General features: G+C 72.3%; 20 protein-coding genes. 8 read left to right on the plus strand and 12 right to left on the minus strand.

The window, feature by feature from the left end; translation table 11 throughout:
• Positions 1–37 precede the first annotated feature (37 nt).
• Entirely contained in the window at positions 38–682 is a 645-nt protein-coding gene (locus IE241_RS08255; RefSeq protein ID WP_190020939.1) for a hypothetical protein, read from the minus strand.
• Between the two features lie 166 nt (positions 683–848).
• On the opposite strand from IE241_RS08255, the gene IE241_RS08260 reads away from it, so the two are divergent.
• The 3 genes from IE241_RS08260 to IE241_RS08270 all read left to right on the plus strand — a co-directional run bounded on the left by IE241_RS08260 (position 849) and on the right by IE241_RS08270 (position 5,221).
• On the plus strand, positions 849–2,327 hold the full coding sequence (locus IE241_RS08260) for an alkaline phosphatase D family protein (protein ID WP_190020940.1): 1,479 nt from the start codon (positions 849–851) through the stop codon (positions 2,325–2,327).
• 181 nt (positions 2,328–2,508) lie between these two features.
• On the plus strand, positions 2,509–3,804 hold the full coding sequence (locus IE241_RS08265; RefSeq protein ID WP_190020941.1) for a multidrug effflux MFS transporter: 1,296 nt from the start codon (positions 2,509–2,511) through the stop codon (positions 3,802–3,804).
• Between the two features lie 406 nt (positions 3,805–4,210).
• Positions 4,211–5,221, plus strand: coding sequence for a small ribosomal subunit Rsm22 family protein (locus IE241_RS08270; protein ID WP_190020942.1), 1,011 nt, complete (start codon positions 4,211–4,213; stop codon positions 5,219–5,221).
• 64 nt (positions 5,222–5,285) lie between these two features.
• Here IE241_RS08270 and ddaH read toward each other — a convergent pair whose 3' ends face one another.
• Together ddaH and IE241_RS08280 are read right to left on the minus strand one after the other, a co-directional pair.
• Entirely contained in the window at positions 5,286–6,143 is an 858-nt protein-coding gene (gene ddaH, locus IE241_RS08275) for a dimethylargininase (RefSeq protein WP_373300608.1), read from the minus strand.
• A gap of 115 nt (positions 6,144–6,258) precedes the next feature.
• Positions 6,259–6,441 carry a DUF6243 family protein gene (locus tag IE241_RS08280; RefSeq protein WP_190020943.1) on the minus strand — a complete coding sequence of 61 codons (183 nt, stop codon included), beginning with the start codon at positions 6,439–6,441 and terminating at the stop codon, positions 6,259–6,261.
• 116 nt (positions 6,442–6,557) lie between these two features.
• On the opposite strand from IE241_RS08280, the gene IE241_RS08285 reads away from it, so the two are divergent.
• On the plus strand, positions 6,558–7,217 hold the full coding sequence (locus IE241_RS08285) for a TetR/AcrR family transcriptional regulator (protein WP_190020944.1): 660 nt from the start codon (positions 6,558–6,560) through the stop codon (positions 7,215–7,217).
• Positions 7,218–7,380: 163 nt separating this feature from the next.
• Complete coding sequence (locus IE241_RS08290) at positions 7,381–8,103, plus strand: bifunctional DNA primase/polymerase (RefSeq protein ID WP_190020945.1); 723 nt, start codon at positions 7,381–7,383, stop codon at positions 8,101–8,103.
• 75 nt (positions 8,104–8,178) lie between these two features.
• On the opposite strand, the gene IE241_RS08295 is transcribed toward IE241_RS08290, so the two are convergent.
• The 7 genes from IE241_RS08295 to IE241_RS08325 all read right to left on the minus strand — a co-directional run bounded on the left by IE241_RS08295 (position 8,179) and on the right by IE241_RS08325 (position 15,694).
• Positions 8,179–9,129 carry an SCO2278 family lipoprotein gene (locus IE241_RS08295; protein WP_506004932.1) on the minus strand — a complete coding sequence of 317 codons (951 nt, stop codon included), beginning with the start codon at positions 9,127–9,129 and terminating at the stop codon, positions 8,179–8,181.
• Positions 9,041–10,012 (minus strand): iron uptake transporter permease EfeU, encoded by a 972-nt coding sequence (gene efeU, locus IE241_RS08300; protein WP_190020947.1) that lies wholly within the window; start codon positions 10,010–10,012, stop codon positions 9,041–9,043. The genes IE241_RS08295 and efeU overlap by 89 nt, the downstream gene beginning before the upstream one ends.
• Positions 10,013–10,043: 31 nt before the next feature.
• Complete coding sequence (gene efeB / locus IE241_RS08305) at positions 10,044–11,369, minus strand: iron uptake transporter deferrochelatase/peroxidase subunit (protein WP_190020948.1); 1,326 nt, start codon at positions 11,367–11,369, stop codon at positions 10,044–10,046.
• A gap of 13 nt (positions 11,370–11,382) precedes the next feature.
• Positions 11,383–12,516, minus strand: a complete 1,134-nt coding sequence (gene efeO / locus IE241_RS08310; RefSeq protein WP_190020949.1) for an iron uptake system protein EfeO — start codon at positions 12,514–12,516, stop codon at positions 11,383–11,385.
• A gap of 144 nt (positions 12,517–12,660) precedes the next feature.
• A complete protein-coding gene (locus tag IE241_RS08315) occupies positions 12,661–13,515 on the minus strand; it encodes a heme ABC transporter ATP-binding protein (protein ID WP_373300609.1) in 855 nt (284 codons plus the stop codon).
• On the minus strand, positions 13,512–14,603 hold the full coding sequence (locus IE241_RS08320; RefSeq protein ID WP_229898966.1) for a FecCD family ABC transporter permease: 1,092 nt from the start codon (positions 14,601–14,603) through the stop codon (positions 13,512–13,514). The genes IE241_RS08315 and IE241_RS08320 overlap by 4 nt, the downstream gene beginning before the upstream one ends.
• Before the next feature lie 5 nt (positions 14,604–14,608).
• The gene (locus IE241_RS08325; RefSeq protein WP_373300610.1) at positions 14,609–15,694 is read right to left on the minus strand and encodes a heme/hemin ABC transporter substrate-binding protein; all 1,086 of its coding nucleotides are present in this window, start codon (positions 15,692–15,694) and stop codon (positions 14,609–14,611) included.
• A gap of 150 nt (positions 15,695–15,844) precedes the next feature.
• On the opposite strand from IE241_RS08325, the gene IE241_RS08330 reads away from it, so the two are divergent.
• Positions 15,845–17,281 carry an HtaA domain-containing protein gene (locus IE241_RS08330; protein ID WP_229898970.1) on the plus strand — a complete coding sequence of 479 codons (1,437 nt, stop codon included), beginning with the start codon at positions 15,845–15,847 and terminating at the stop codon, positions 17,279–17,281.
• Between the two features lie 89 nt (positions 17,282–17,370).
• The gene (locus tag IE241_RS08335) at positions 17,371–19,155 is read left to right on the plus strand and encodes an HtaA domain-containing protein (protein WP_190020952.1); all 1,785 of its coding nucleotides are present in this window, start codon (positions 17,371–17,373) and stop codon (positions 19,153–19,155) included.
• A 127-nt stretch (positions 19,156–19,282) separates the two neighbouring features.
• Here the strand turns inward: IE241_RS08335 and IE241_RS08340 are convergent, their stop codons facing one another.
• Together IE241_RS08340 and map are read right to left on the minus strand one after the other, a co-directional pair.
• A complete protein-coding gene (locus IE241_RS08340; protein ID WP_229898919.1) occupies positions 19,283–19,945 on the minus strand; it encodes a biliverdin-producing heme oxygenase in 663 nt (220 codons plus the stop codon).
• A 134-nt stretch (positions 19,946–20,079) separates the two neighbouring features.
• Positions 20,080–20,937 (minus strand): type I methionyl aminopeptidase, encoded by an 858-nt coding sequence (map, locus tag IE241_RS08345; RefSeq protein ID WP_190020954.1) that lies wholly within the window; start codon positions 20,935–20,937, stop codon positions 20,080–20,082.
• A 68-nt stretch (positions 20,938–21,005) separates the two neighbouring features.
• Between map and IE241_RS08350 the strand changes: the two genes are divergently transcribed.
• Positions 21,006–21,245, plus strand: coding sequence for a hypothetical protein (locus IE241_RS08350; protein ID WP_190020955.1), 240 nt, complete (start codon positions 21,006–21,008; stop codon positions 21,243–21,245).
• Positions 21,246–21,367 lie beyond the last annotated feature (122 nt).

Here is a 21,367-nt window from a genome sequence, read left to right on the forward strand (position 1 = left end):
ACATGGCAAGTACTTTCTGGTCGACTCCCGGGTTTTGCTACACCGCGAACGTGAAATTCGAGTGATTCGTGGCCAGTTGCCTGCCGTCCGGGCCGTACGCCGTGACCTGCAGCTGCCAGCGCACCGACGGCGTCGGGACGAGGAACGTCGGGTGCCAGTCCGTGCTGTCCCAGGCCAGGACCGGGGAGCCGAGCTCGCTGTCGCCGCTCATGCTCTGCTTGGTGACGTCGTTGTAGGTGTGCCACCTGATGGTGGCCGTCCTGCCCTTGAGCCCCTTGAAGGTCACGTTCACCTGGACCTTGGTGACCGCCGGGGTGACCGCCCCCTGGGTGAGGACGCTGACGACCCGTGCGGACACCGCGGGCGAGGACGGGGTCCGGGCCGGTGAGGGCGTGCCCGGCCGGGGGAGCGAGCCCGGAACGGTGGGGCTCGCCGGATCCGCCGGTCCCGGCGGGCCGGCGGCCGGCGGTCTCGTGAGGGACGGGCTCGCGGCCGGCGGCGGCGCGGGCGCCGGATCCCGCCCGCCCGCCTCGTCCGCCTCGAAGGGCCCCGCCTTGAACAGCACCGGAAGGACCGCCGCCAGCACCACGGCCAGGCCTGCGGTCACCCAGTACTTCCACACGTGGGACCAGAAGCGGTTCTCGGGCGGTTGTGGTGGTGGAGGCTCTCCGTCGTGGCTCACCGCGCCACCTCCCCCGTGGTGTCGGCCTCGCCTGCTGGGACGGTACACCTGGAACGAGCCGTTCGGGCGGGTATGGAGCGGGTGCGGAGCCGGTGGGGAGCAACTGCCGGCGAAGGCCGTGACGCGACTCTTCACAGCCGCCCCAGCCGCGCGCAATCTGAACGGCATGACCCCCCTCTCCGAAAACCCCTTCACCCTCGGAGTGGCCTCCGGCGACCCGCTGCCGGACTCCGTCGTGCTGTGGACACGGCTGGCTCCCCGGCCCCACGAGCCGGGCAACGGCCTGCCCGCCGAGGGCAGCATCGCCGTCCAGTGGGAGCTCTCCGAGGACGACACCTTCCGCCGCGTCGTGCAGAGCGGCACGGCCGCCGCACCGGCCGCCGACAACCACACCGTGCACCTGGACCTGCGCGGCCTCGAACCCGACCGGGTCTACTGGTACCGCTTCCGCGCCGAGCGGTGGATCAGTCCCGCGGGCCGCACCCGCACCGCGCCCCGGGCCGACGCGGCCGTCGCCGCGGCCCGCTTCGGCCTGCTCTCGTGCCAGCAGTACGACGAGGGGTACTACACCGCCCTCGGCCACCTCGCGCGCGAAGACCTCGACGCCGTCTTCTTCGTCGGCGACTACATCTACGAGAACGCCATCGACGCCCGGGCGGGCGCCCGGAACTACCCGGACCCGCTGCCGGCGTTCTACGACCACTGGACGGTCACCCTGGAGGACTACCGCCAGCGGTACGCCCTCTACAAGTCCGACCCCGAGCTCCAGGCCGCGCACGCCGCCCACCCCTGGTACCTCACCTGGGACGACCACGAGGTCGAGAACAACTACGCGGGCGACATCTCCCAGCACAACGACCCCGTCGACCTCTTCCGTGCCCGCCGCGCCGCCGCCTACCGCGCCTACTGGGAGAACATGCCGCTGCGCCGGCCCCAGCGGCCCGCCGGGCCGGACATGCGCCTCTACCGGCGCTTCGCGTACGGCCGGCTCGCGCAGTTCGACCTCCTCGACACCCGCCAGTACCGCTCCGACCAGGCCTACGGGGACGGCTGGCACATACCCGGACCCGAGTCGCAGGACCCGGCCCGCACGATCACCGGCGAGGAGCAGGAACGCTGGCTCCTCGACGGCTTCCGCGCCTCCACCGCCACCTGGAACGTCGTCGCCCAGCAGGTGTGCTTCTCCCAGCGCAAGGAGAACTCCGACGAGCCCTCCCGGGTCAGCATGGACACCTGGGACGGCTACCCGGCCTCGCGCGCCCGCGTCCTGGCCGGCGCCGAGCAGGCCGGTGTCCGGAACCTCGTGGTCCTCACCGGCGACGACCACACGCACTGCGCGTTCGACGTGAAGAAGGACTTCGACGACCCGGACTCCGCCACGCTCGGCGTGGAGTTCCTCGGCACCTCCGTCTCCAGCGGTTTCGACGGGCAGGAGCACCCCGAGGACTGGGAGACGACGCTCGCGGCCAACCCGCACCTGAAGTACTACGACGCCCGGCGCGGGTACGTCGTCGTCTCGCTCGACCCGGAGCGCGTACGGGGCGACCTCCGGACGGTGTCCGGCGTCACGACGCCGGGCGCGCCGGTCTCGACCGCCGCGTCGTTCCTCTCGGAGGCGGGTGCGCCGGGGCTGCGGGAGGCGTGAATGCCTTGGTGATGCCTGGTGATGCCTGGTGATGCCTGGTGATGCCTTGGTGATGCCTTCCGAGGCCGTCAGTGCATCCCGTCACACCCGCCCCCCGAATAACATGTAAGGCCCACCTATCGGTCGCGGTCATGACACCATGGTTGAACAGACGACAACCATGAGCCACGGAGCGCGACGCATGACGGACCCCGGCCAGGACACGGCCGAGCAGCAGCAGCCCGCCCGGCCTGCCGAACCCCGGCCCGCGGGCCCCGGCATACCCGGGGCCCGTGCCGCCCGCGCCACGGGCCTGATCGTCACCCTCGTCCTCGGCGGCCTGACCGCGCTGCCACCGCTCTCCATGGACATGTACCTCCCGGCCCTGCCGGAGGTCACCGGCGCGCTCCACAGCCCCGCCGCGACCGTCCAGCTCACCCTCACCGCGTGCCTCCTGGGCATGGCGCTCGGCCAGCTCGTCGTCGGCCCCATGAGCGACAAGTGGGGGCGCCGCCGCCCCCTCCTCGCCGGCATGGCCGTCTACGTCGTGGCCACCGCCGTCTGCGCGCTGGCCCCCACCGCCGGGCTGCTGATCGGCTTCCGCCTGGTGCAGGGCCTCGCCGGCGCCGCCGGCATCGTCATCGCCCGGGCGGTCGTGCGCGACCTCTACGACGGCGTGGCCATGGCCCGCTTCTTCTCCACGCTCATGCTGATCTCCGGCGTGGCCCCCGTCGTCGCACCGCTCATCGGCGGCCAGATCCTGCGCCTGACCGACTGGCGGGGCGTCTTCGTCGTCCTCACCGCCGTCGGACTGCTGCTCACCCTCGCCGTCTGGCGCTTCCTGCACGAGACCCTGCCGCCGGAACGGCGCCAGGCCGGCGGCCTCGGCGCGGCCCTGCGCACGATGGGTAGCCTGCTCGCCGACCGGGTCTTCACCGGCTACATGCTCGCGGGCGGCTTCGCCTTCGCCGCGCTCTTCGCCTACATCTCGGCGTCGCCGTTCGTCGTCCAGGACATCTACGGGGCCTCCCCGCAGACCTTCAGCCTGCTCTTCGGCCTCAACTCGGTCGGCCTCGTGCTGGTCGGCCAGATCAACGGCAAGCTGCTGGTCGGCCGCGTCAGCCTCGACAAGGCCCTCGCCGTCGGCCTCGCGGTGATCGCCCTGGCCGCCGTGGCCCTGCTGCTGATGGCCTCCGGCGTCTTCGGCAAGGCGGGCCTCGCGCCGATCGCGGCCGGGCTGTTCGTGCTGATGTCCGCGATGGGCCTGGCCATGCCCAACACCAACGCCCAGGCCCTGATGCGCTCCCGCGACGCGGCGGGCTCCGCCTCGGCCCTGCTGGGCACGTCCACGTTCCTGCTGGGCGCGCTCGTCTCCCCGCTCGTGGGCATCGCGGGGGAGGGCACGGCGGTGCCGATGGCGGTGGTGCAGCTGGTGTGCGCGGTCGCCTCGGCGGCGTGCTTCCTGGGCTTGTGCCGCCCGTGGCAGCGCCACGGTTGAGCCTGCCGGCGGGGTATGCCGGGCGGGACGCTGCGCCGCCCGCGCCCTGACCACGGCCGCGCTCGCACCGGGCCCCGGCCGTCTCCCGGTCCGGCACCGCCGGTCTCGTACGAGGCTGCCGCCCGGCAGACCCTTCCGCCGCGACGGCGAGCGGCCACGACGGTGCGGCCCGGCGGTGCCCGCCCCACGGCCGTACCGGCCCGCGGCCGCCTCCCGGTTCGGCACCGCCGGGCACGTGCGTCGTGGCTTTTCGCCGTCGCGGCGGAAAGATCTGCCGAGGCAGCCTCAGCGCATCCGCCGCAACGGTGAGCCACCACGACGGCGCGGCCCGGCGGTGCCGGACCTGCCGGGGTCGCCGTGGGGCAGCCGCAGGCGTGCCCGCGCGTGCCCGCATAGAATTCGTCAAATGCACGTCCCCCATTCCCTCCGGTCCGGCGAGGAACTGCGTACCGCGCTCGCCGGGCTTCTCGACGGGCTGCCGCCCAGGCAGGCCGCCCAGGCCGTCGACCGGCTGATCGCCAACTACCGGGGCCTGACCCCGACCGACGCCCCGGTGCTGCGCGACCGTTCCGACGTGGCCGCGTACGCCGCCTACCGCATGCCGGCCACCTTCGAGGCCGTGCGGTCCGCGCTGGCGGCGTTCCGGGACCGGCTGCCGTCCTTCACCCCCGCCTCGCACGTGGACGTGGGCGGCGGCACGGGCGCGGCGACGTGGGCCGTGGCCTCCGCCTGGGAGGGCGAGGACCGGGAGACGACGGTCCTGGACTGGGCCGCACCCGCCCTCGCGCTCGGTGCCGAACTCGCCGGGGAGGCCTCCGACCCGGCCCTGCGCGCGGCCCGCTGGGAGCGGGGGATCATCGGCGACGGCCTGAAGGTGCCGGAGGGCACGGACCTCGTCACCGTCTCGTACGTGCTGAAGGAGCTCACGGACGCGGCCCGCGCCGCGATCGTGGAGGAAGCCGCCCGCACCGCGCAGGCCGTCGTGATCGTCGAGCCGGGCACGCCCGACGGCTACCTGCGGATCATCGAGGCGCGCGACCGCCTGATCGCGGCCGGTTTCCGCGTCGTGGCACCCTGCCCGCACAGCGCGGCGTGCCCCATAGAGCCGGGCACGGACTGGTGCCACTTCTCGGCCCGGGTGAGCCGCTCCTCGCTGCACCGGCAGGTCAAGGGCGGCTCACTGGCGTACGAGGACGAGAAGTTCTCGTACGTGGCGGCGGTACGGGGCGACGTGCCGCAGGACGCGCCCGCGCGCATCGTGCGCAAGCCCCAGATCCGCAAGGGCCAGGTCCTCCTCGAGCTCTGCACGGCCGAGGACGGCCTGACCCGTGAGACGGTGACCAAGCGCCACGGCGGTGCGTACAAGGCGGCTCGCGACGCCGCTTGGGGCGACGAGTGGCCTCCGGCCGGGGTGTGACCCGGGTGCTCTGCCGGCCGCGGACCTTCCCCCGGCGCGGAACCACGACGCAGGAGCTACGGCGCTAGCCGCGTAGCTCCTGCGTGCAGCACTTCACGCTGCCGCCGCCCTTGAGCAGCTCGCCGAGGTCCATCCCGATCGGCTCGTACCCCCGCGCGCGCAGGGGCTCGAAGAGCCCCACCGCCGCCTGCGGCAGCACGACGTGCCGCCCGTCGGACACGGCGTTGAGGCCGAGGGCCGCGGCGTCCTCCTCGCTCGCGATCAGGGCGTCGGGGAACAGCCGTCTCAGCACTTCCCGGCTGCCGGCCGAGAACGCGCCGGGGTAGTACATGATCTCGCCGTCGGATCCGCCGGATCCATCGGTGCCGCCGGTGCCGTCGTCGAGGACGCACAGCGCCGTGTCCAGGTGGTAGTAGCGCGGGTCGACCAGGTCCAGGCCGATCACCGGGCGGCCGAAGAACTCCTGTGCCTCGGGGTGGGAGAGCGGGCTGCTGCGGAAGCCGCGCCCGGCGAGCAGCCAGGAGGCGGTGACGGCGAAGTCGCCCTCGCCCTCGTTGATGTGCTCGGGTTCGAGCACGTCGGCGTAGCCCTGCTCCCGGAACCAGGCCGCGTGGACCGCGGCCTCGGCGGCCCGCTCGGGATGGGCGAAGCGCGCGCCGAGCACCCGGCCGTCCACGACGGTCGCGCCGTTGGCGGCGAAGACCATGTCGGGCAGCCCGGGCCGGGGCTCAAGCTCCTCGACGGTGTGCCCGAGGGCCAGATAGCGGTCCCTGAGGTCCTCCCACTGCGCGAGTGCGAGCGGGATGTCGACCGGCTTGGCCGGATCCATCCAGGGGTTGATGGAGTAGGTGACCCGGAAGTGGGCCGGGGGGCACATCAGGTAGCGCCGCGGAGTGGCTGCGCGTGGAGCTGTACTACGCAAGGAGTGCTCCTCACGGTGGTGTTGGGCACGTACGGGATCGTCGTGCGTGCCCAAATCGTCCACGCTCCACGGGCTTTGGCGCATGAACCGTACGGGTGGTTTACCGCTGGCTCACTCACGCGCCGGTGGTTCCGCTTCGCCCTTCCCGCAACTTCCGCAGCAGTTCCCGCTTCTGGGCCGCCGCGTCGCCGCCGCCTCCCGCGCGCCCGCCCCGGCCGCCGCCGCGCAGGGCGCTGCGGGAGAGGTTGCTGCGGGTGCCGCCGACTCCGAGCATGCCGCCTGATCCGCTCCGGCTCATGGGGTTCTCCCTTCGTTGGGCGAGACGCCGCGTCTCGCATGACCGGAAGCATCTAACGAGACGATGCGTCTTGTCAAGACGATACGTCTCGCTCCATGCCTCGCTAGGATGCCGCCATGACCGACGCCCCGCCCCCGTCCTCGTCGCCCTCGCCGTCCTCGTCGCCCTCGCCGTCCTCGTCGTCCCCCAAGGCCCCCGACGCCTCCCGCCGCAGCGAGCGCTCGCGCCGCGCGATCCTCGACGCCGCCCTGGAGCTCGTCGGCGAGAACGGCTTCGCGAAGCTCACCATCGAGGCCATCGCCGCCCGCGCCGGCGTCGGCAAGCAGACCATCTACCGCTGGTGGCCCTCCAAGGCGGCCGTCCTCTTCGAGGCCTGCGTCCCCGAGGGCATCGACCCCGCCTCCATCGAGCTCCCCGACACCGGCGACATCGCCGCCGACCTGAAGACCGTGCTGCGGGCCACCGTCGACGACCTCAACAACGAGCGCCTCGACGCCCCCACCCGCGCCCTGACCGCCGAGACCGCCAACGATCCCGAGCTCGGCCGCGCCCTCACCGAGAAGGTCCTCGAACCCCAGCTCCAGTCGTACGTCCGACGGTTGCGCGCCGCCCAGGAGGCCGGCCAGGTCGACCCGGACATCGACCTCCGCATCGCCCTCGAACTGCTGGTCGGCCCGCTCTTCCACCGCTGGCAGACCCGCACCCTGCCGCTCACCCACGCCTACGCCGACACCGTCGTCGACCTCACCCTGCGCGGCCTCACGCCGCGCCCGTGACCCGTCCGGCGCAGGCCCGGGACCGGCCGGGACGGCGGGCCGGATAGATGGCCCCGCCCGCGCGAGCGGCCGGTCTCACACCCCCTGGATACGTCCGACGGTCACACCAGGCGCAGGATGGTGGCAGCATTGACCGCAGACCGCGGTCGAAGTGAGGGGATAGATGGAACGCAAGAGCAGGTTCTCCCAGTGGCTGCGCCGTCCCAGGAGCGGAGCGGGCGGCGGTACGGGCACGGGCGCGGCATCCGAGGCCGCCCGCGAGGAACTGCTCCTGGCCGCGGCAGCCGCGGGCTTCCCGCTGGCTCCGGCCGCGCACCCGTCCGGGTACGGCTGTTCCTGTGAGCGCATCGGCTGTCCCACCCCCGGCCGCCACCCCGTCTCCTTCGCCTGGCAGACCCTCGCCACCACCGACGCCGAGAAGGTCACGGCGTGGCTGCGCAGCCAGCCGGAGGCCAATTTCGTCACCGCCACCGGCATTGCGCACGATGTGCTCGACGTCCCCCTGGACGCCGGCCGGCAGGCCCTGGAGCGGCTGCAGAAGGCCGGGGTCGAGACGGGGCCCGTGGCCACCGTCGCCCCCGACCGCATGCTCTTCTTCACCGCCACCCGCGGCACCCCGGACGACGAGGACGAGTGGTGGCCCTGCGAGCTCGACTGCCATCCCGAGACGATGGACGAGCACCCGGGCCTGCGCTGGCACTGCCGGGGGAGCTATGTGCTGCTGCCGCCCTCGCGGCTGCCGGAGGAGTCCGGCGTGGCCTGGCTGCAGGGCCCCGAGCGGCCGCTGCCGGATCCGCTGACGCTCCTGGAGACCCTCACCGACGCCTGCGCCCAGTACGCGGGCGGCCGCCCGGACCACGAGGCGGCCTGGCCGATCGGCCGCTGACCCGCCCCGGACCGCCTGCCGTTCACCCCGGACCGCCTGCTGCGCGTCCCGCTGTTCGGCCTGCTGTCCGCCCTGCTATTCGCCTTGCGCGGCCGTCATCGTGTCGATCCGGTTGAGGAAGTTGATCATCCCGCCGTCCGCGCCCCGCGGAGGCACCTCGACCGCCGCCTCCGAGACCCGTGTGTACGTCACCGAGCGCTTGAGCTCGCCCTTCAGCAGCGCCTTCGTCCGCGGATCGGTGACCGCCGGCCGCAGCCCCTGGGCCATCGTCCGCTTCTCCCGGTGGTGCGCGGTGAAGAACACCAGCGCACCTCCGCCCTTGACCCGCAGCGCCGGGGCGGTGAAGGCGGGCGCCTTCTCGGGGGTGTCGATGAACTCCGTCCAGAAGGTGGCCGTCCGGCGCACCTTGTCGCGCTCCTCCCGCAGCCCCGTGGTCCGCGGCCCCGGCACGAAGTCCCTGCCCTCGCCGGTGCGCAGGAATTCGGTGTAGACGGTGCTCACCTTGCCGGGGTCGGCCAGCAGGCCGTGGCCCTTGCCCCCGGCCGCCGGGACGGCCTCCGCGAAGCCGTCCTTGTCCGTCGTGAACTCCGGGACCTTGCCCGGATTGACGATCGAGAGGTAGGCCGCCTTCCACGGCTCCTTCACCCCGTACCGCGTGAAGACCACGAGCCAGCGGTTGCCGTCGCGGTTGCTGCGGGTGTCGGCGAGGAAGAACTTCGGCCAGCCGGCCTGCTTGGGGATCGTGAAGCGGGCGTCGTCGAGGACGAGGGAGGGGTACTGCGGGTTGCCGCCCGGCGTCTGGACGCTCTGCGCCGCCAGGTCGGCCTTGCCTATCTCGGCCAGGGCACCGGTCTCGACCCGGGCGATGACGCCCGGGTCGAGCTTGCGGTAACCCTCGTTGTAGCCGTCGGTGAAGGTCTTGAGGACCTTGGCGGCCTCAGCCTTGCCCACCGACGGGATGATCTCCCGTTCCCCGTGCACCGTCATGCACCCGGTCGCCGTCAGCAGCAGCGCCGCCGCCGTCACGGCCGCCTGCGTCGTGCGCGGCGGTCTGCCGGCCCGCCGTCGTCTCATCGGGCTTCGACTCCTTGGTGGCTGCTCGGTTCGGCGCCACCCTACCGGGGGCGAAGAACACCAGGAGGGTGGGGACCAGATACAGCGCCCACACCGCCACCTGCAGCCACGTCGGGTCCGGCTGGAAGTTGAAGACGCCCTTGAGCAGGGTGCCGTACCAGCTGTCGACCGGGATCTGCTCGCTGATGTCGAAGGCCTTGTTCCCCAGGCCCGGCAGGACGTCGGCCTCCTGCAGGTCGTGGAAGCCGTAGGCGAGCACGCCCGCCGCGACGACGATCAGCATGGCGCCGGTCCACGTGAAGAACTTCGCCAGGTTGATCTTCAGCGCGCCGCGGTAGAACAGCCAGCCCAGCACGACGGCCGTGAGCAGCCCGAGCAGCGCGCCGACCAGCGGCCGGACGCCGTCGTCGGTGGCCTGCACGGCCGTCCAGATGAACAGCGCGGTCTCCAGGCCCTCCCGGCCCACGGCCAGGAACGCGGTGACGACCAGCGCGGTCGTGCCCATCGCGAGCGCGGCGTCCAGCTTGCCGTGCAGCTCCTTCTTCAGGTGCCGCGCGGTGCGCCGCATCCAGAAGACCATCCACGTCACCAGACCGACGGCGATGACCGACAGCGAGCCGCCGAGCATCTCCTGGGCCTCGAAGGTCATCGTCTGCGAGCCGTACTGGAGCAGCGCGCCGAAGCCCATGCTCAGCAGCACGGCCACGGCGATGCCGGCCCAGACCGGGCGCAGGGCGTCCCGGCGCTCCGTCTTGACCAGGTAGGCGACGAGGATGCACACGACCAGGCTGGCCTCCAGGCCCTCGCGCAGGCCGATCAGGTAGTTGCCGAACACGCGGCACCTCCGTTCGGGAAGGACGGTCGGGTCACGCGAACAGGGCCTTGCCCCACCAGTCGCCCTTGTCACGGACGCCCGGCGGCACGGCGAAGACCGCCGAACCCACGTGCTGGATGTACTCGTTGAGGGCGTCGTTGCGCGCCAGGTTCATCTGCAGCGGCACGAAGCCGTCCCGGACGTCCTTCTGGTATGCGATGAAGAACAGCCCGGCGTCCAGCCGGCCCAGTCCGTCGGTGCCGTCCGTGAAGGAGTAGCCGCGGCGCAGGATCGTCACGCCGTTGTTGCTGTCGGGGTGGGCGAGGCGCACGTGCGCGTCGGGCTTCATGGCCTTCAGCAGCGGCTCGTCGCGCTCGCGCTCCTTGCCGACGGGCGCGCCCTCGGACTTGTCGCGGCCGAAGACGTCCTCCTGCTCGGCGAGCGAGGTGCGGTCCCAGGTCTCGACGTGCATCCGGATGCGCCGCGCGACCAGGTACGAGCCGCCCGTCATCCAGGCCGGGCCGTCCTTCTCGCCGACCCAGACGTGCTTGTCGAGGCGGTCGGTCTCGGTGCCGGCGATGTTCCGGGTGCCGTCCTTGAAGCCCATCATGTTGCGCGGCGTCTGGGCGTCCGGCGTCGTCGAGGACGTCTTGCCGAAGCCGAGCTGCGACCAGCGGATGGCGACCTTGCCCATGCCGATACGGGCCAGGTTGCGGATCGCGTGCACCGCGACCTGCGGGTCGTCGGCGCAGGCCTGGACGCACAGGTCGCCGCCGCTGCGGGCCGCGTCGAGGTTGTCGCCGGGGAAGGCCGGCAGGTCGATCAGGGCCTTCGGGCGGCGGTCCTTGATGCCGAAGCGGTCCTTGCCGTCCTTCTCGAACAGGCCGGGGCCGATGCCGAAGGTGAGGGTCAGCCGGGACGGCTTGAGGCCGAGGGCCTCGCCGGTGTCGTCCGGCGGCAGCTCGTCGTTGCCGGGGACGGCGCCCTCGCCCACCTCGTGGCCCGCGGTCATCCGCGCGGCGGCGGCCGTCCACTCCTGGAGCACCTTGACCAGCGCGGCCCGGTCGGTCGTCGTCACGTCGAAGGCGGCGAAGTGCAGCCGGTCCTGGACGGGGGTGGCGATGCCGGCCTGGTGGGCGCCGTGGAAGGGCACGGCGTCCCCGGCCGAGGCGGCCGGGGCGGCGTCCTCGCCGATGCGCAGCGCGGCGGCGGTGCCGCCCGCGGCCGCGGCGCCGAGCGCGAGGCCCGCGCCGCCCCAGCCGAGGACGGAGCGGCGCGAGGGCTTCGCGGAGGCCTGCGCGGTCTCCGGGGAGTCCGTGGTGCCGGCGGCGGTGCTGTTGCCGTCGGCCTCGTTCGTCTTGATCGTCTTGTCCGTCATCGGAAGTCCCCTGTTACTTCGCGACCGCGCCGGCGAGCTTGGACAGGGGCTCCGCGAGGGCGTTCACGGCGTCGGACAGCTTCTTGCGGTCCTCCTTGCCGACGCCGTCGTACGCCTTGAAGGTGTCGCCGTCGCGGTACTCGCCGAGCAGCTTCTTCAGCTCGCCGAACTGCTTGTCGAGCTCCTTGGCGAGCGCGGCGTCACTCTTGGCGGCGACGGGCTTCAGCAGCTCGTAGGACTTCTCGGCGCCCTCGACGTTGGCCTGGAAGTCGACGAGGTCGGTGTGGCTGTAGCGCTCCTCCTCGCCGGTGACCTTGCCGGTCGCGACCTCGTCGAGCAGCTCCTTGGCGCCGTTGGCCATGCTGGTCGGGGTGATCTCGGCGGTGCCGACGCGCTTCTGCCAGTCCTTGAGGTCCGTCATCAGCTGGTCGGCCAGCTTCTTGTCGTCCTCGTCGATCTTCTTCTCGTCCCAGAGCGACTTCTCCAGCTTGTGCCAGCCGGTCCACTTCTGGTCCTTCTCCAGGCCGTCCTCGCGGACGTCGACCTTCGGGTCGATGTCACCGAAGGACTCCGCGACCGGCTCGGTGCGCTCCCAGCCGATGCGGGAGACCGCGTAGAGCTTCTTCGCCTCGTCGACGTCGCCGCTCTTGACCGCGTCGGCGAACTTCTGCGCCGCCGGGATCGTCTCGTCGGCCTGCTGCTGGACGTACTTGCGGTACTCGGCGACCGCCTTGTCCAGCTCGGGGTTGGCCTTCTCCGCCTTGCCGTCGCCCGTGACGGTGATCTTCTGGCGGATGCCGTCGCCCTTCATCCCGGGCTTGCAGGCTATTTCGTAATCCCCGGCCTTCTTGATCGTCGCGGTGATCTCGGCCTTGGTCTTCGGGCCGATGTTCTCCCGCTCCGTCACGATCCGGTCGCCCGCGGCGTATACGTACACCTCGGTGATCTTGGAGCCCGTGTTCTCGATGTTGATCTTTATGTGACCGGCGGGGAACGAGGTCTTCGAGACCTCGCACTTGTCGTCGGAGGCGGTCACCTTGATCGCATCGGAGTCCTTGCCGTCCGACTTCTCGGCGCAGCCGGACACGGCGGTCAGGGCCGCGGCCGCGGCGACGGCGGCGACGGCGGAGGAGCGGAGGGCGCGCATAGGGGCTCCAGGCGTGCTCGGAGAGGACGGAAAGGGCATTCATGCCATAAACCGTGTGGCCGAAAATCGGCTGTCCGGATAAGGCCGCCCTAACTTATCTGAGGCTTGCCTACCCTGTTCCCAGGAGGGTGCGTGATTCTGCTCTCACGAGGCAAAATCTCGTACCGCGCGCCTCGGGATCACCAAAGGTTCACCGGTGCGCGGATGATCAATAACCTCGATCGGCTGCGCATACACGCGACTGAGCGACTCCGCTTCGAAGACGCGCGCCGGCGGCCCCTCCGCCGCGATCCGCCCCCCGTGCAGGACCGCCACCCGGTCCGCGTACGCGCCCGCGAGGCCGAGATCGTGCAGGACGACCGCCACCGCGTCCCCGGCCGCAGCCCGCTCCCGGCAGATCCGCAGCACCAGTTCCTGGTGGCGCAGGTCCAGCGCGGCGGTCGGCTCGTCGAGCAGCAGGAGCGGGGTGCGCTGCGCGAGCACGCGCGCCAGGGCGACCCTCGCGCGCTCGCCGCCGGAGAGCGCGGCGAACGGGCGGGAGGCGAATCCGGTCACCTCGGCGGCGGCCATGGCGGCGCGGACGGCCGCGTCGTCCTCGTCCTCGGCCGGGGTCCCGGCCCAGGGCGCGCGCCCCATCCGGACGACCTCCTCGACCGGGAACGGGAACGACAGCTGCGCCGACTGCGGCAGCACGGCCCGGCGCACGGCGAGTTCGGCGGCCGTCCAGGCGGCGGCGGGCTCGCCGTCGATCCGGACCTCGCCGGACCCGGCGGGCAGGTCGCGGGCGAGCGCGGCCAGGAGCGTGGACTTGCCCGCGCCGTTGGGGCCGACGAGCGCGAGGACTTCACCGGCGGCGACCTGAAGATCGACCCCGTCGAGAACGGTGCGGCCGCCGAGGCGCACGTGCAGGGCCCGGGCCTCGGCGCGGACGGTGCCGAGGGGGGAGGGGAGGGGGAGGCGGCGCTTCCGCCCGCGCCCGCGGAGCAGTTGCGTGATCACGCCCATCCCCCCTGCTTCCGCCGGGTCCGCCTGAGCAGCCAGAAGAAGAACGGGCTGCCGAACAGGGCCGTCAGGACGCCCAGGGGCAGCTCCGCCGGCTGGGCCGCCGTGCGGGCCGCGAGGTCGGCGGCGACCAGGACCAGCGCCCCGCCCAGCGCACTGCCCGGCACCAGGAACCGGTGCCCCGGACCCGCCGCCATCCGCAGCACGTGCGGCACCAGCAGGCCCACGAACGTGATGACCCCCGCCACGGCCACCGCCGCCGCCGTCAGCAGCGCGACCACCAGCACCAGCGTCAGGCGCAGCCGTTCGACGTCCACGCCCAGGTGGCGCGCGGGCCGTTCGCCGAGGGCGAGGAGGTCCAGCTTCCGCCCGTACAGCGGCGCGACGGCCAGGCCGGCCAGGGCGCACGGCAGGACGGCGAGCACCTTCGGCCAGGTCGCCTGCGCGAGCGAGCCCAGCTGCCAGAAGGTGATCTGGGTGACCTGGGCGTTGTCGGCGAGGAAGACGCCGAGGCCGACGAGCGCGCTCCCGAACGCGTTCACCGCGATGCCGGTGAGGATGAGCGTGACCACCTCCGTACGGCCGCCCGAGCGCGAGAGTGCGTAGACGAGCAGGACGGTCACGAGCCCGGCCGCGAACGCGCAGGCGGTGATCGTCCAGTTGCCGAGGAAGTTCAGCCCCAGGGAGATCGCGGCGACCGCGCCGACCGCCGAGCCCATGGAGATGCCGATGACGCCGGGTTCGGCGAGCGGATTGCCGAACACGCCCTGCATCAGAGCCCCCGCGCACCCCAGCGACGCCCCGACGAGCAGGGCCAGGGCCACCCGCGGCAGCCGTACGTTCCACAGCACGCTCTCGGGAACGCGGTCCAGCTCCGCCCCGCCGAGCCCCGCCCGGTGCAGCAGGGAGCCCACGACGTCGCCGAGGGGGATGTCGTACGCGCCGAGCCCGGCGGAGAGCAGGCAGGCGAGGAGCAGGGCCGCGGCCATGCCGGCGGCGAGGAGGGCGGTGGTGCGGCGGCGGCGCGGCCGTTGCCCGCCGCCGGGCGGTCCGGCTGCGGGTGCGGAGGAGGGCGTGGTGCGCAGGAGGGTCACGGTCGCTTCCCGCCGTGGATCTGCTCGATGAGGGAGGCGAGGACGGTGTCGGTGCGGGGGCCGAAGTTCAGCAGGACGCCGTCGTCCACGGAGGCGACGCGGCGGTCCAGTCCGGCCGGGGTCTGCCCGACGCCCGGGATCTTCACCAGGCCGTCCACGCCGCCGACGGACGCGAGCCCCTTGCTCATCACGAGGATGACGTCGGGCGCGGCTTTGGCGAGGGCCTCGCTGGTGAGGGGCGTGAAGTCCTTCTTCAGACCGGACTCCTTGCCCGCGTCCACGCCGCCCGCCGCCTCGATGAGCGAGTCCGCGCCGGACCCGGCCCCGCCGAGGAGGTAGACGGAGGCCGAGCCGCGCAGGTAGAGGAAGGCGACGCGCGGCTTCCTGCCGTCCTTGCCGCTCTTGCCGCTCTTCCCGCCGTCGTGCGGGACGGCCTCCGCGGCCTTCTCCAGGCGCTGCTGCGTACGGCGGTTGAGCTCGTCCCCCGCGCCGCGGACACCGAGGGCGGCGGCCACCTTGGCGGTGCGCGGCCCGATGTCGGCGAGCTTCCTGGCCGGGTCGAGGACGACGAGGGGGATCCCGGCGGCGCGGATCTGGTCGACGGCCTCGGCGGGCCCGGTCGTGGTCTCCGCCAGGACGAGCGTGGGCTTGAGCGAAAGGACGCTCTCGGCCGAGACGTCGTGGGCGCGGGTGACCACGGGCAGCTTCGCCGCCTGCTCGAAGGTGGCGGTGACGTCGCGGGCGACGACCCGCTCGCCGAGGCCGAGGCTGAAGACGATCTCGGACAGCGCCCCGGTGAGCGGAACGATCCGGTCCGCGCTGCGGACGGTGACGTCGTGGCCGTCCGCGGACCGTACGGTGGCGGGCAGTTGGGCCTTCGGCGTGTCGGGGAGTGGCTCGATACGGTCGGCGGCCGGCGCCTTGTCCGTCTTTTTCGCGGCGGTTGTGCTGCTCGAACTGTCCGAGGAGCCACAGCCGGTGAGGGCCAGGGCGATCAAAGTGAGCCAAGTGAGCAGTGCGGCGCGTACGCCGGTGCGGCGCGGGGTAGCTACCGGAGGGCCCGCCGACTGCCGTTGAAGCACTGTTCCGCCTTTCGCTCCGGCCGGGGGTTTCCGACCTGATGGGACGTAGCTTAGGTTAGCCTTACCTAAGTCGCTATAGCGCGGTGTCTTGCGATGTCTTGCGATGCCTGCTGTTCCGCGCTGTCCCGCCCGGAAGGGGCCCTTTCGATGCTGCCGCCGCCCAGACCCGCCCGCGCCCCCGTCGTCGCCCTGCTGGCGGCGGTGCTGGCGGGGTGGGCGCCCGGGGCGGTCGCCCGCGCGGACGGAGAGGCCGGCGCGGCGCGGACGGTCTCCGGCGGCCGCCTGGACTGGGGCGTCAAGTCCTCCTTCCAGAGCTACGTCACCGGCCCCGTCGCCCAGGGCGGCTGGGAGCTGCGGGGCGGGGCCGCCACGATCGACGGCAGCCGGTTCCGCTTCCACTCCGCCAAGGGCGGCTACGAGGCGGGGAGCGGAGCCTTCGAGGCCGGCTTCTCGGGCGGCGTGCACTTCACCGGCCACAAGAAGCCCGACGGCTCGTACGAACTCGACCTCACCCTCAGCCGCCCCACCGTCCGCATCAAGAACGGGAGCGGCACCCTCTACGCCGACATGACCAGCAAGGCCAAGGGCACGGGCGCGGTCACGCAGGCGGCACAGGTGCCGCTCGCCGCGCTCGACCTGAAGGGCGTGAACATGCGGGGCGCCGGGACGGCCGTGACGCTGGCCGACGTCCCCGCGACGCTCACGGCCGACGGCGCGAAGGGCTTCGCGGGCTACTACGCGGCGGGCACGGCGCTGGACCCGGTCGCCCTGTCGGCGGACGTCCTGGCGGCGACGAGCGGTGCGCCGGCCTCCGGAGCGCCGTCCTCCGGCGCACAGCCCTCCGGCGCGCCGGATCCGGAGAAGAAGGACGCCCCCAAGGGCGGCTTCACCGGCGCGGCCGTCGACTGGGGCGTGCGCCGCACCTTCCGCGAATACGTCACCGGGCCCGTCTCCCAGGGCTCCTGGAAGCTGACCGACGGCGCCCAGGACGGCGGCGCACTCTTCCGCTTCCCGGACGGAAAGGGCACGTACGACGCGGAGGCGGGCACCCTCGACGCCGCGTTCACCGGCGCCCTCCGCTTCACCGGCAAGCACCTCGACCTGACCCTGAGCGCGGTCAAGGTGACGGCGAAGGACCGTAAGGGAACGCTCGCCGCCGACGTGAGCGGCAACGGCGGAAGCCCGCAGAAAAACGTTCCGCTCGTCACCTTCGACGCCTCCGGGCTGAAGGAGAAGGACGGCCTCGCCGCCGTCACCGAGGCCCCGGCCACCCTCACGGCCGACGGCGCGAAGGCCTTCGGCGACATGTACCGGGAGGGCACGGAGATGGACCCGGTCTCCCTCGCGGTCCCCCTCGGCGCGCAGGCGAAGCTGCCGTCGCTGCCGGACCTGGGCAAGGCCCCGGCGCCGCTGCCGAGTGCGGGTCAAGAGGCGGCTTCCGGCCGCAAGGTGGCCGCAAACGGTGCAACCGATGCCTCCTCTTCCTCGTCCTTCCCGGTGCTCCCGGTCGCCGCGGGTGCCGCGGGCGTCGTCGTGGTGGCCGCGGCCGCCGTCGTCGTCCTGCGCCGCCGCCGGTCCGCCGACTGAGACCACCCGACTCCGCGCCGGCCGCGGCGCACCCCTCACACGGCGCGGCCGGCGCGGCCTCTTCTCATCTCTCAAGGAGACAACTGACGATGACCGCCACCTCACGCCGGGCGCTTGCCGCGCTCGCCACGGCGACCGTGCTCGGCGCCACGGCGCTGACCGTGCCTGCGCTTGCGGCCGACACCCCGGCCAAGACCGACGGGGCGTCGAAGACGGTGCTCAAGGAAGGCACGCTGGAGTGGGGCGTGAAGGAAGCCTTCCGGGATCACCTCACGAAGCCGATCGCCCGTGGCGAGACCAAGGTCGAGGACGGAGCCGAGCAGCCGGAGAAGAACGGCGTCTTCACCTTCACCGGCGGTGAGGGCACCCAGGACCCCTCCTCGCAGGCCATCGCCACCACCTTCAAGGGCAGCGTGCACTTCTTCGCCTACCCCAAGAAGGACGGGGGGTGGACACTCGACATCAAGCTCGCCGACCTGAAGCTCTCCACCGACGCGCAGAGCGGCGGCAAGAAGGGCAGTATCACTGCGGACGTCACGACGCCCGAGGGGACCCGGGACGACGTGCCGATCGCTGCGCTCGACCTGTCGGGCGTCAAGCCTGCCGACGGCGCGGACGGCGTGAAGACCTACGCGAAGATACCGGCGAAGATCACGGCAGAGGGCGCGAAGGTCTTCAGCGACGGGGAGAACCCGTACTACAAGGAGGGCGAGGACCTCGACCCGGTCACGCTCTCCGTGAAGGAAACCCCCGGTGAGGGCTCGACGTCGGGCGGGGGCGCGTCGGCGGGTCAGGGTTCGTCTCAAGGTTCGACGTCGGGTCAGGGTTCGTCTCAGGGCTCGACGTCGGGCCAGGGGTCGTCTTCGGGTCAGGGTTCGACGGCGGGCGAGGGCTCGTCGGCGGGTCAGGGTTCATCGTCGGGTCAGGGTTCATCGTCGGGCCAGGGATCGTCGTCGGGCCAGGGGTCGACGTCCGGTCAGGGCTCCCAGACGGAGGACAAGACCGGCAAGGTCATCGTCGACGGCAACCTCGACTGGGGCATGAAGAAGCGCTTCCGCGACTACATCGCTAAGCCGGCCACCGGCGGCAAGACGGAGCTCGGGGACGAGGCGCAGAAGTCCGGCGACAACTTCCGCTTCGTCAAGGGCAAGGGCTCGTACGACGCCACGGCGGGCGCCCTCGACGCCGGCTTCACCGGCTCGGTGCGCTTCACGGGCCACAAGGGGCAGCTGGACGTGAAGTTCAGCAACTTCAAGGTGACGGCGAAGACGGCCGACAAGAGCGGCAAGCTCAGCGCGGATGTCAGCACCAAGGACATGCAGTCCGGCGAGATGAAGACCACCCAGGGGGTGTCCCTCGCCGAGCTGCAGCTCACCGCAGACGCCCTCAAGGCCAAGGACGGCATCGTCACCCTCTGGGCCCTCCCGGGCGCGCTCACCGAAGAGGGGGCGAAGGTCTTCATGAACTACGAGAAGGGTGAACCCGTTGCCCCGGTGACGGTCAGGGTCGCTGTCGACAAGAACGCGAAGCTCCCGACGGACCAGGCTCCTTCGGGCCCGGAGACCGGCATCAGCACGGGTTCCGGTTCCGGCTCCCAGGGCTCCGGCAGTGGCAGCAGTGGCAGCGGCTCGGATGCCGGCTCCACCGGCGGCGGTTCCACGACCGGCGGTTCCACCACCGGCGGTGCGGGGACGACCGGTGGCGGCTCCACCACCGGCGGCGATTCCACCGGCGGCAGCCTCAGCACCGCCTCCCTCGCCAGCACCGGGGCCAACACCCCGGCCGGCCCCCTGCTCGGCGCAGCCGGAGCGCTCGTGCTCGTGGGCGGCGGCGCCGTCTTCGCCGCCCGCCGCCGCGGCGGGGCCCGGGGCTGATCGCAGGGGCCTGATGGCAGAGGCCTGAACGCAGAAGGACCGTGCTCCCCGCCGCCCCGGCGGGGAGCACGGCCCGGCCGGGGCGGCCGCCCCGGCCGGCACGCGCACGCGCGCACACGCGTGCGCGCTACGCACTCAGCGGGAACTCCCGCCCCAGCGCCTGGAAGACCGCCGTGTTCAGCGCGAACGCGCGCTTGCACTCGTCGACCACGCGCTGCTTCTCCAGATCGTCCACCGGCAGGGCGTCCAGCAGCTCGCGGTACTCGCGCTTGAAGGCGGCCGGGTTGGCTATGGCCTCGAAGACGTAGAAGCGGACGCCATCGCCCTTGCGGGCGAAGCCCCAGGTCTTCTCGGCGGTGCCGCGGATGATCTGGCCGCCGGAGAGGTCGCCCAGGTAGCGCGTGTAGTGGTGGGCGACGTAGCCCGCGGGCCAGTCGCGCGCGCACTCCTCGATCCGGGCCGCGTACTGCGCGGTCGCGGGGAGGGGCGTAAGGCCGCTGTGCCAGTCCGGGCCGCCCAGGTGGGCCAGGTCGCGCTCCAGCTCGGCGGTGCGGGCCAGCTCGGGGCGGATGAAGGGCCCGGCGACGGGGTCGCCCGCGAGGCCCGGGGAGGCCGCCTCCAGGGCGCGGTAGACGAACCAGAGCTGTTCGGTGTAGCGCCGGTAGGCGTCGACGCCGAGGCGGCCGCCGAGCATGTCGCTCATGAACGACGAGTTCTCCGCCTGCGTGTGCTGCTCGTGCGAGGCGGTGCGGATGAGCGTGGAGAACGGCGTGGTGGCGGGCGCGTCCAAGGCGGACCTCCGGGTGACCGAGGGACGGGCGTGGCGTCGGGAAGCCATTCTTGCTACTTAGGTTTACCTAAGTCAATGAGTTCCCGACGTCCCGTCGGTAAAAACGTTAGCGCCCGGACGGCCGCCCCGCAGGCTTACGGAAGAGTGAGGATCTCCGCACCCGTGTCCGTCACCACCAGCGTGTGCTCGAACTGCGCCGTCCGCTTCCGGTCCTTCGTGACGACCGTCCAGCCGTCCTCCCACATGTCGTACTCGTACGTCCCGAGCGTCAGCATCGGCTCGATCGTGAACGTCATGCCGGGCTGGATCAGGGTGTCGTGGTGCGGGCTGTCGTAGTGGGGGACGATCAGGCCGGAGTGGAACGAGGAATTGATGCCGTGGCCCGTGAAGTCGCGGACGACGCCGTAGCCGAAGCGCTTGGCGTACGACTCGATCACCCGGCCGATGACGTTGATCCGGCGGCCCGGCTTGACCGCCTTGATCGCGCGGTTGAGGGCCTCGCGCGTCCGCTCCACCAGCAGGCGCGACTCCTCGTCCACGTCGCCGCACAGGTAGGTGGCGTTGTTGTCGCCGTGCACGCCGCCGATGAACGCCGTCACGTCGAGGTTCACGATGTCGCCGTCGCGCAGGACGGTCGAGTCGGGGATGCCGTGGCAGATGACCTCGTTGACCGACGCGCACAGCGACTTCGGGAAGCCGCGGTAGCCGAGCGTCGACGGGTAGGCGCCGTGGTCGCACATGTACTCGTGCGCGACGCGGTCCAGCTCGTCCGTGGTCACGCCCGGCGCGATCAGCTTGGCCGCCTCCTCCATCGCCTGCGCGGCGATGCGGCCCGCGATGCGCATCCGCTCGATCGTCCCCTCGTCCTGGATCTCCGGGCCGGAGTACGGGGTGGGAGCGTCCTTCCCGACGTACTCGGGCCGCGCGATGGAGGCGGGGACGGGGCGGGTGGGGGACAGGGTCCCCGGGGCGAGAAGCGACTGGCCAGACATGTCAGCGAGTGTAGCCAGCGCTCATCGGGGACCATGTGGGCGAGACGACGGATGTGAGGGAGGTCCCGATGCCACTGTTCAAGAAGCGGACGGCCGGCAAGCCGGGCGAGTGGTACTACTGCCTGGAGCACGGCGTGGTGGAGGAGGGCCCGCAGTGCCGGGCCGCGGACCGGCTGGGGCCGTACGGCACGCGCGAGGAGGCCTCGCACGCGATGGAGACGGCGCGCGAGCGGAACGAGGAATGGCGGACCGATCCGCGCTGGAACGACGATGCCGGCGCCGGCGGCGAGGGCCCGAAGACCGGCTGAGGCCGGTCCGGCACCGCCGATCCCCCTGGTGGGGGTTGCGCGCCGTCGCGGCGGGAACTCCTTGCCTACGGCAAGGAACGCAGTGCGGTTGAAAGGCCTCGCCTTTCACTCCCGCCGCGACG

The organism is Streptomyces hiroshimensis (assembly GCF_014650335.1).
GTDB classification, from domain to species: Bacteria; Actinomycetota; Actinomycetes; order Streptomycetales; family Streptomycetaceae; genus Streptomyces; species Streptomyces hiroshimensis.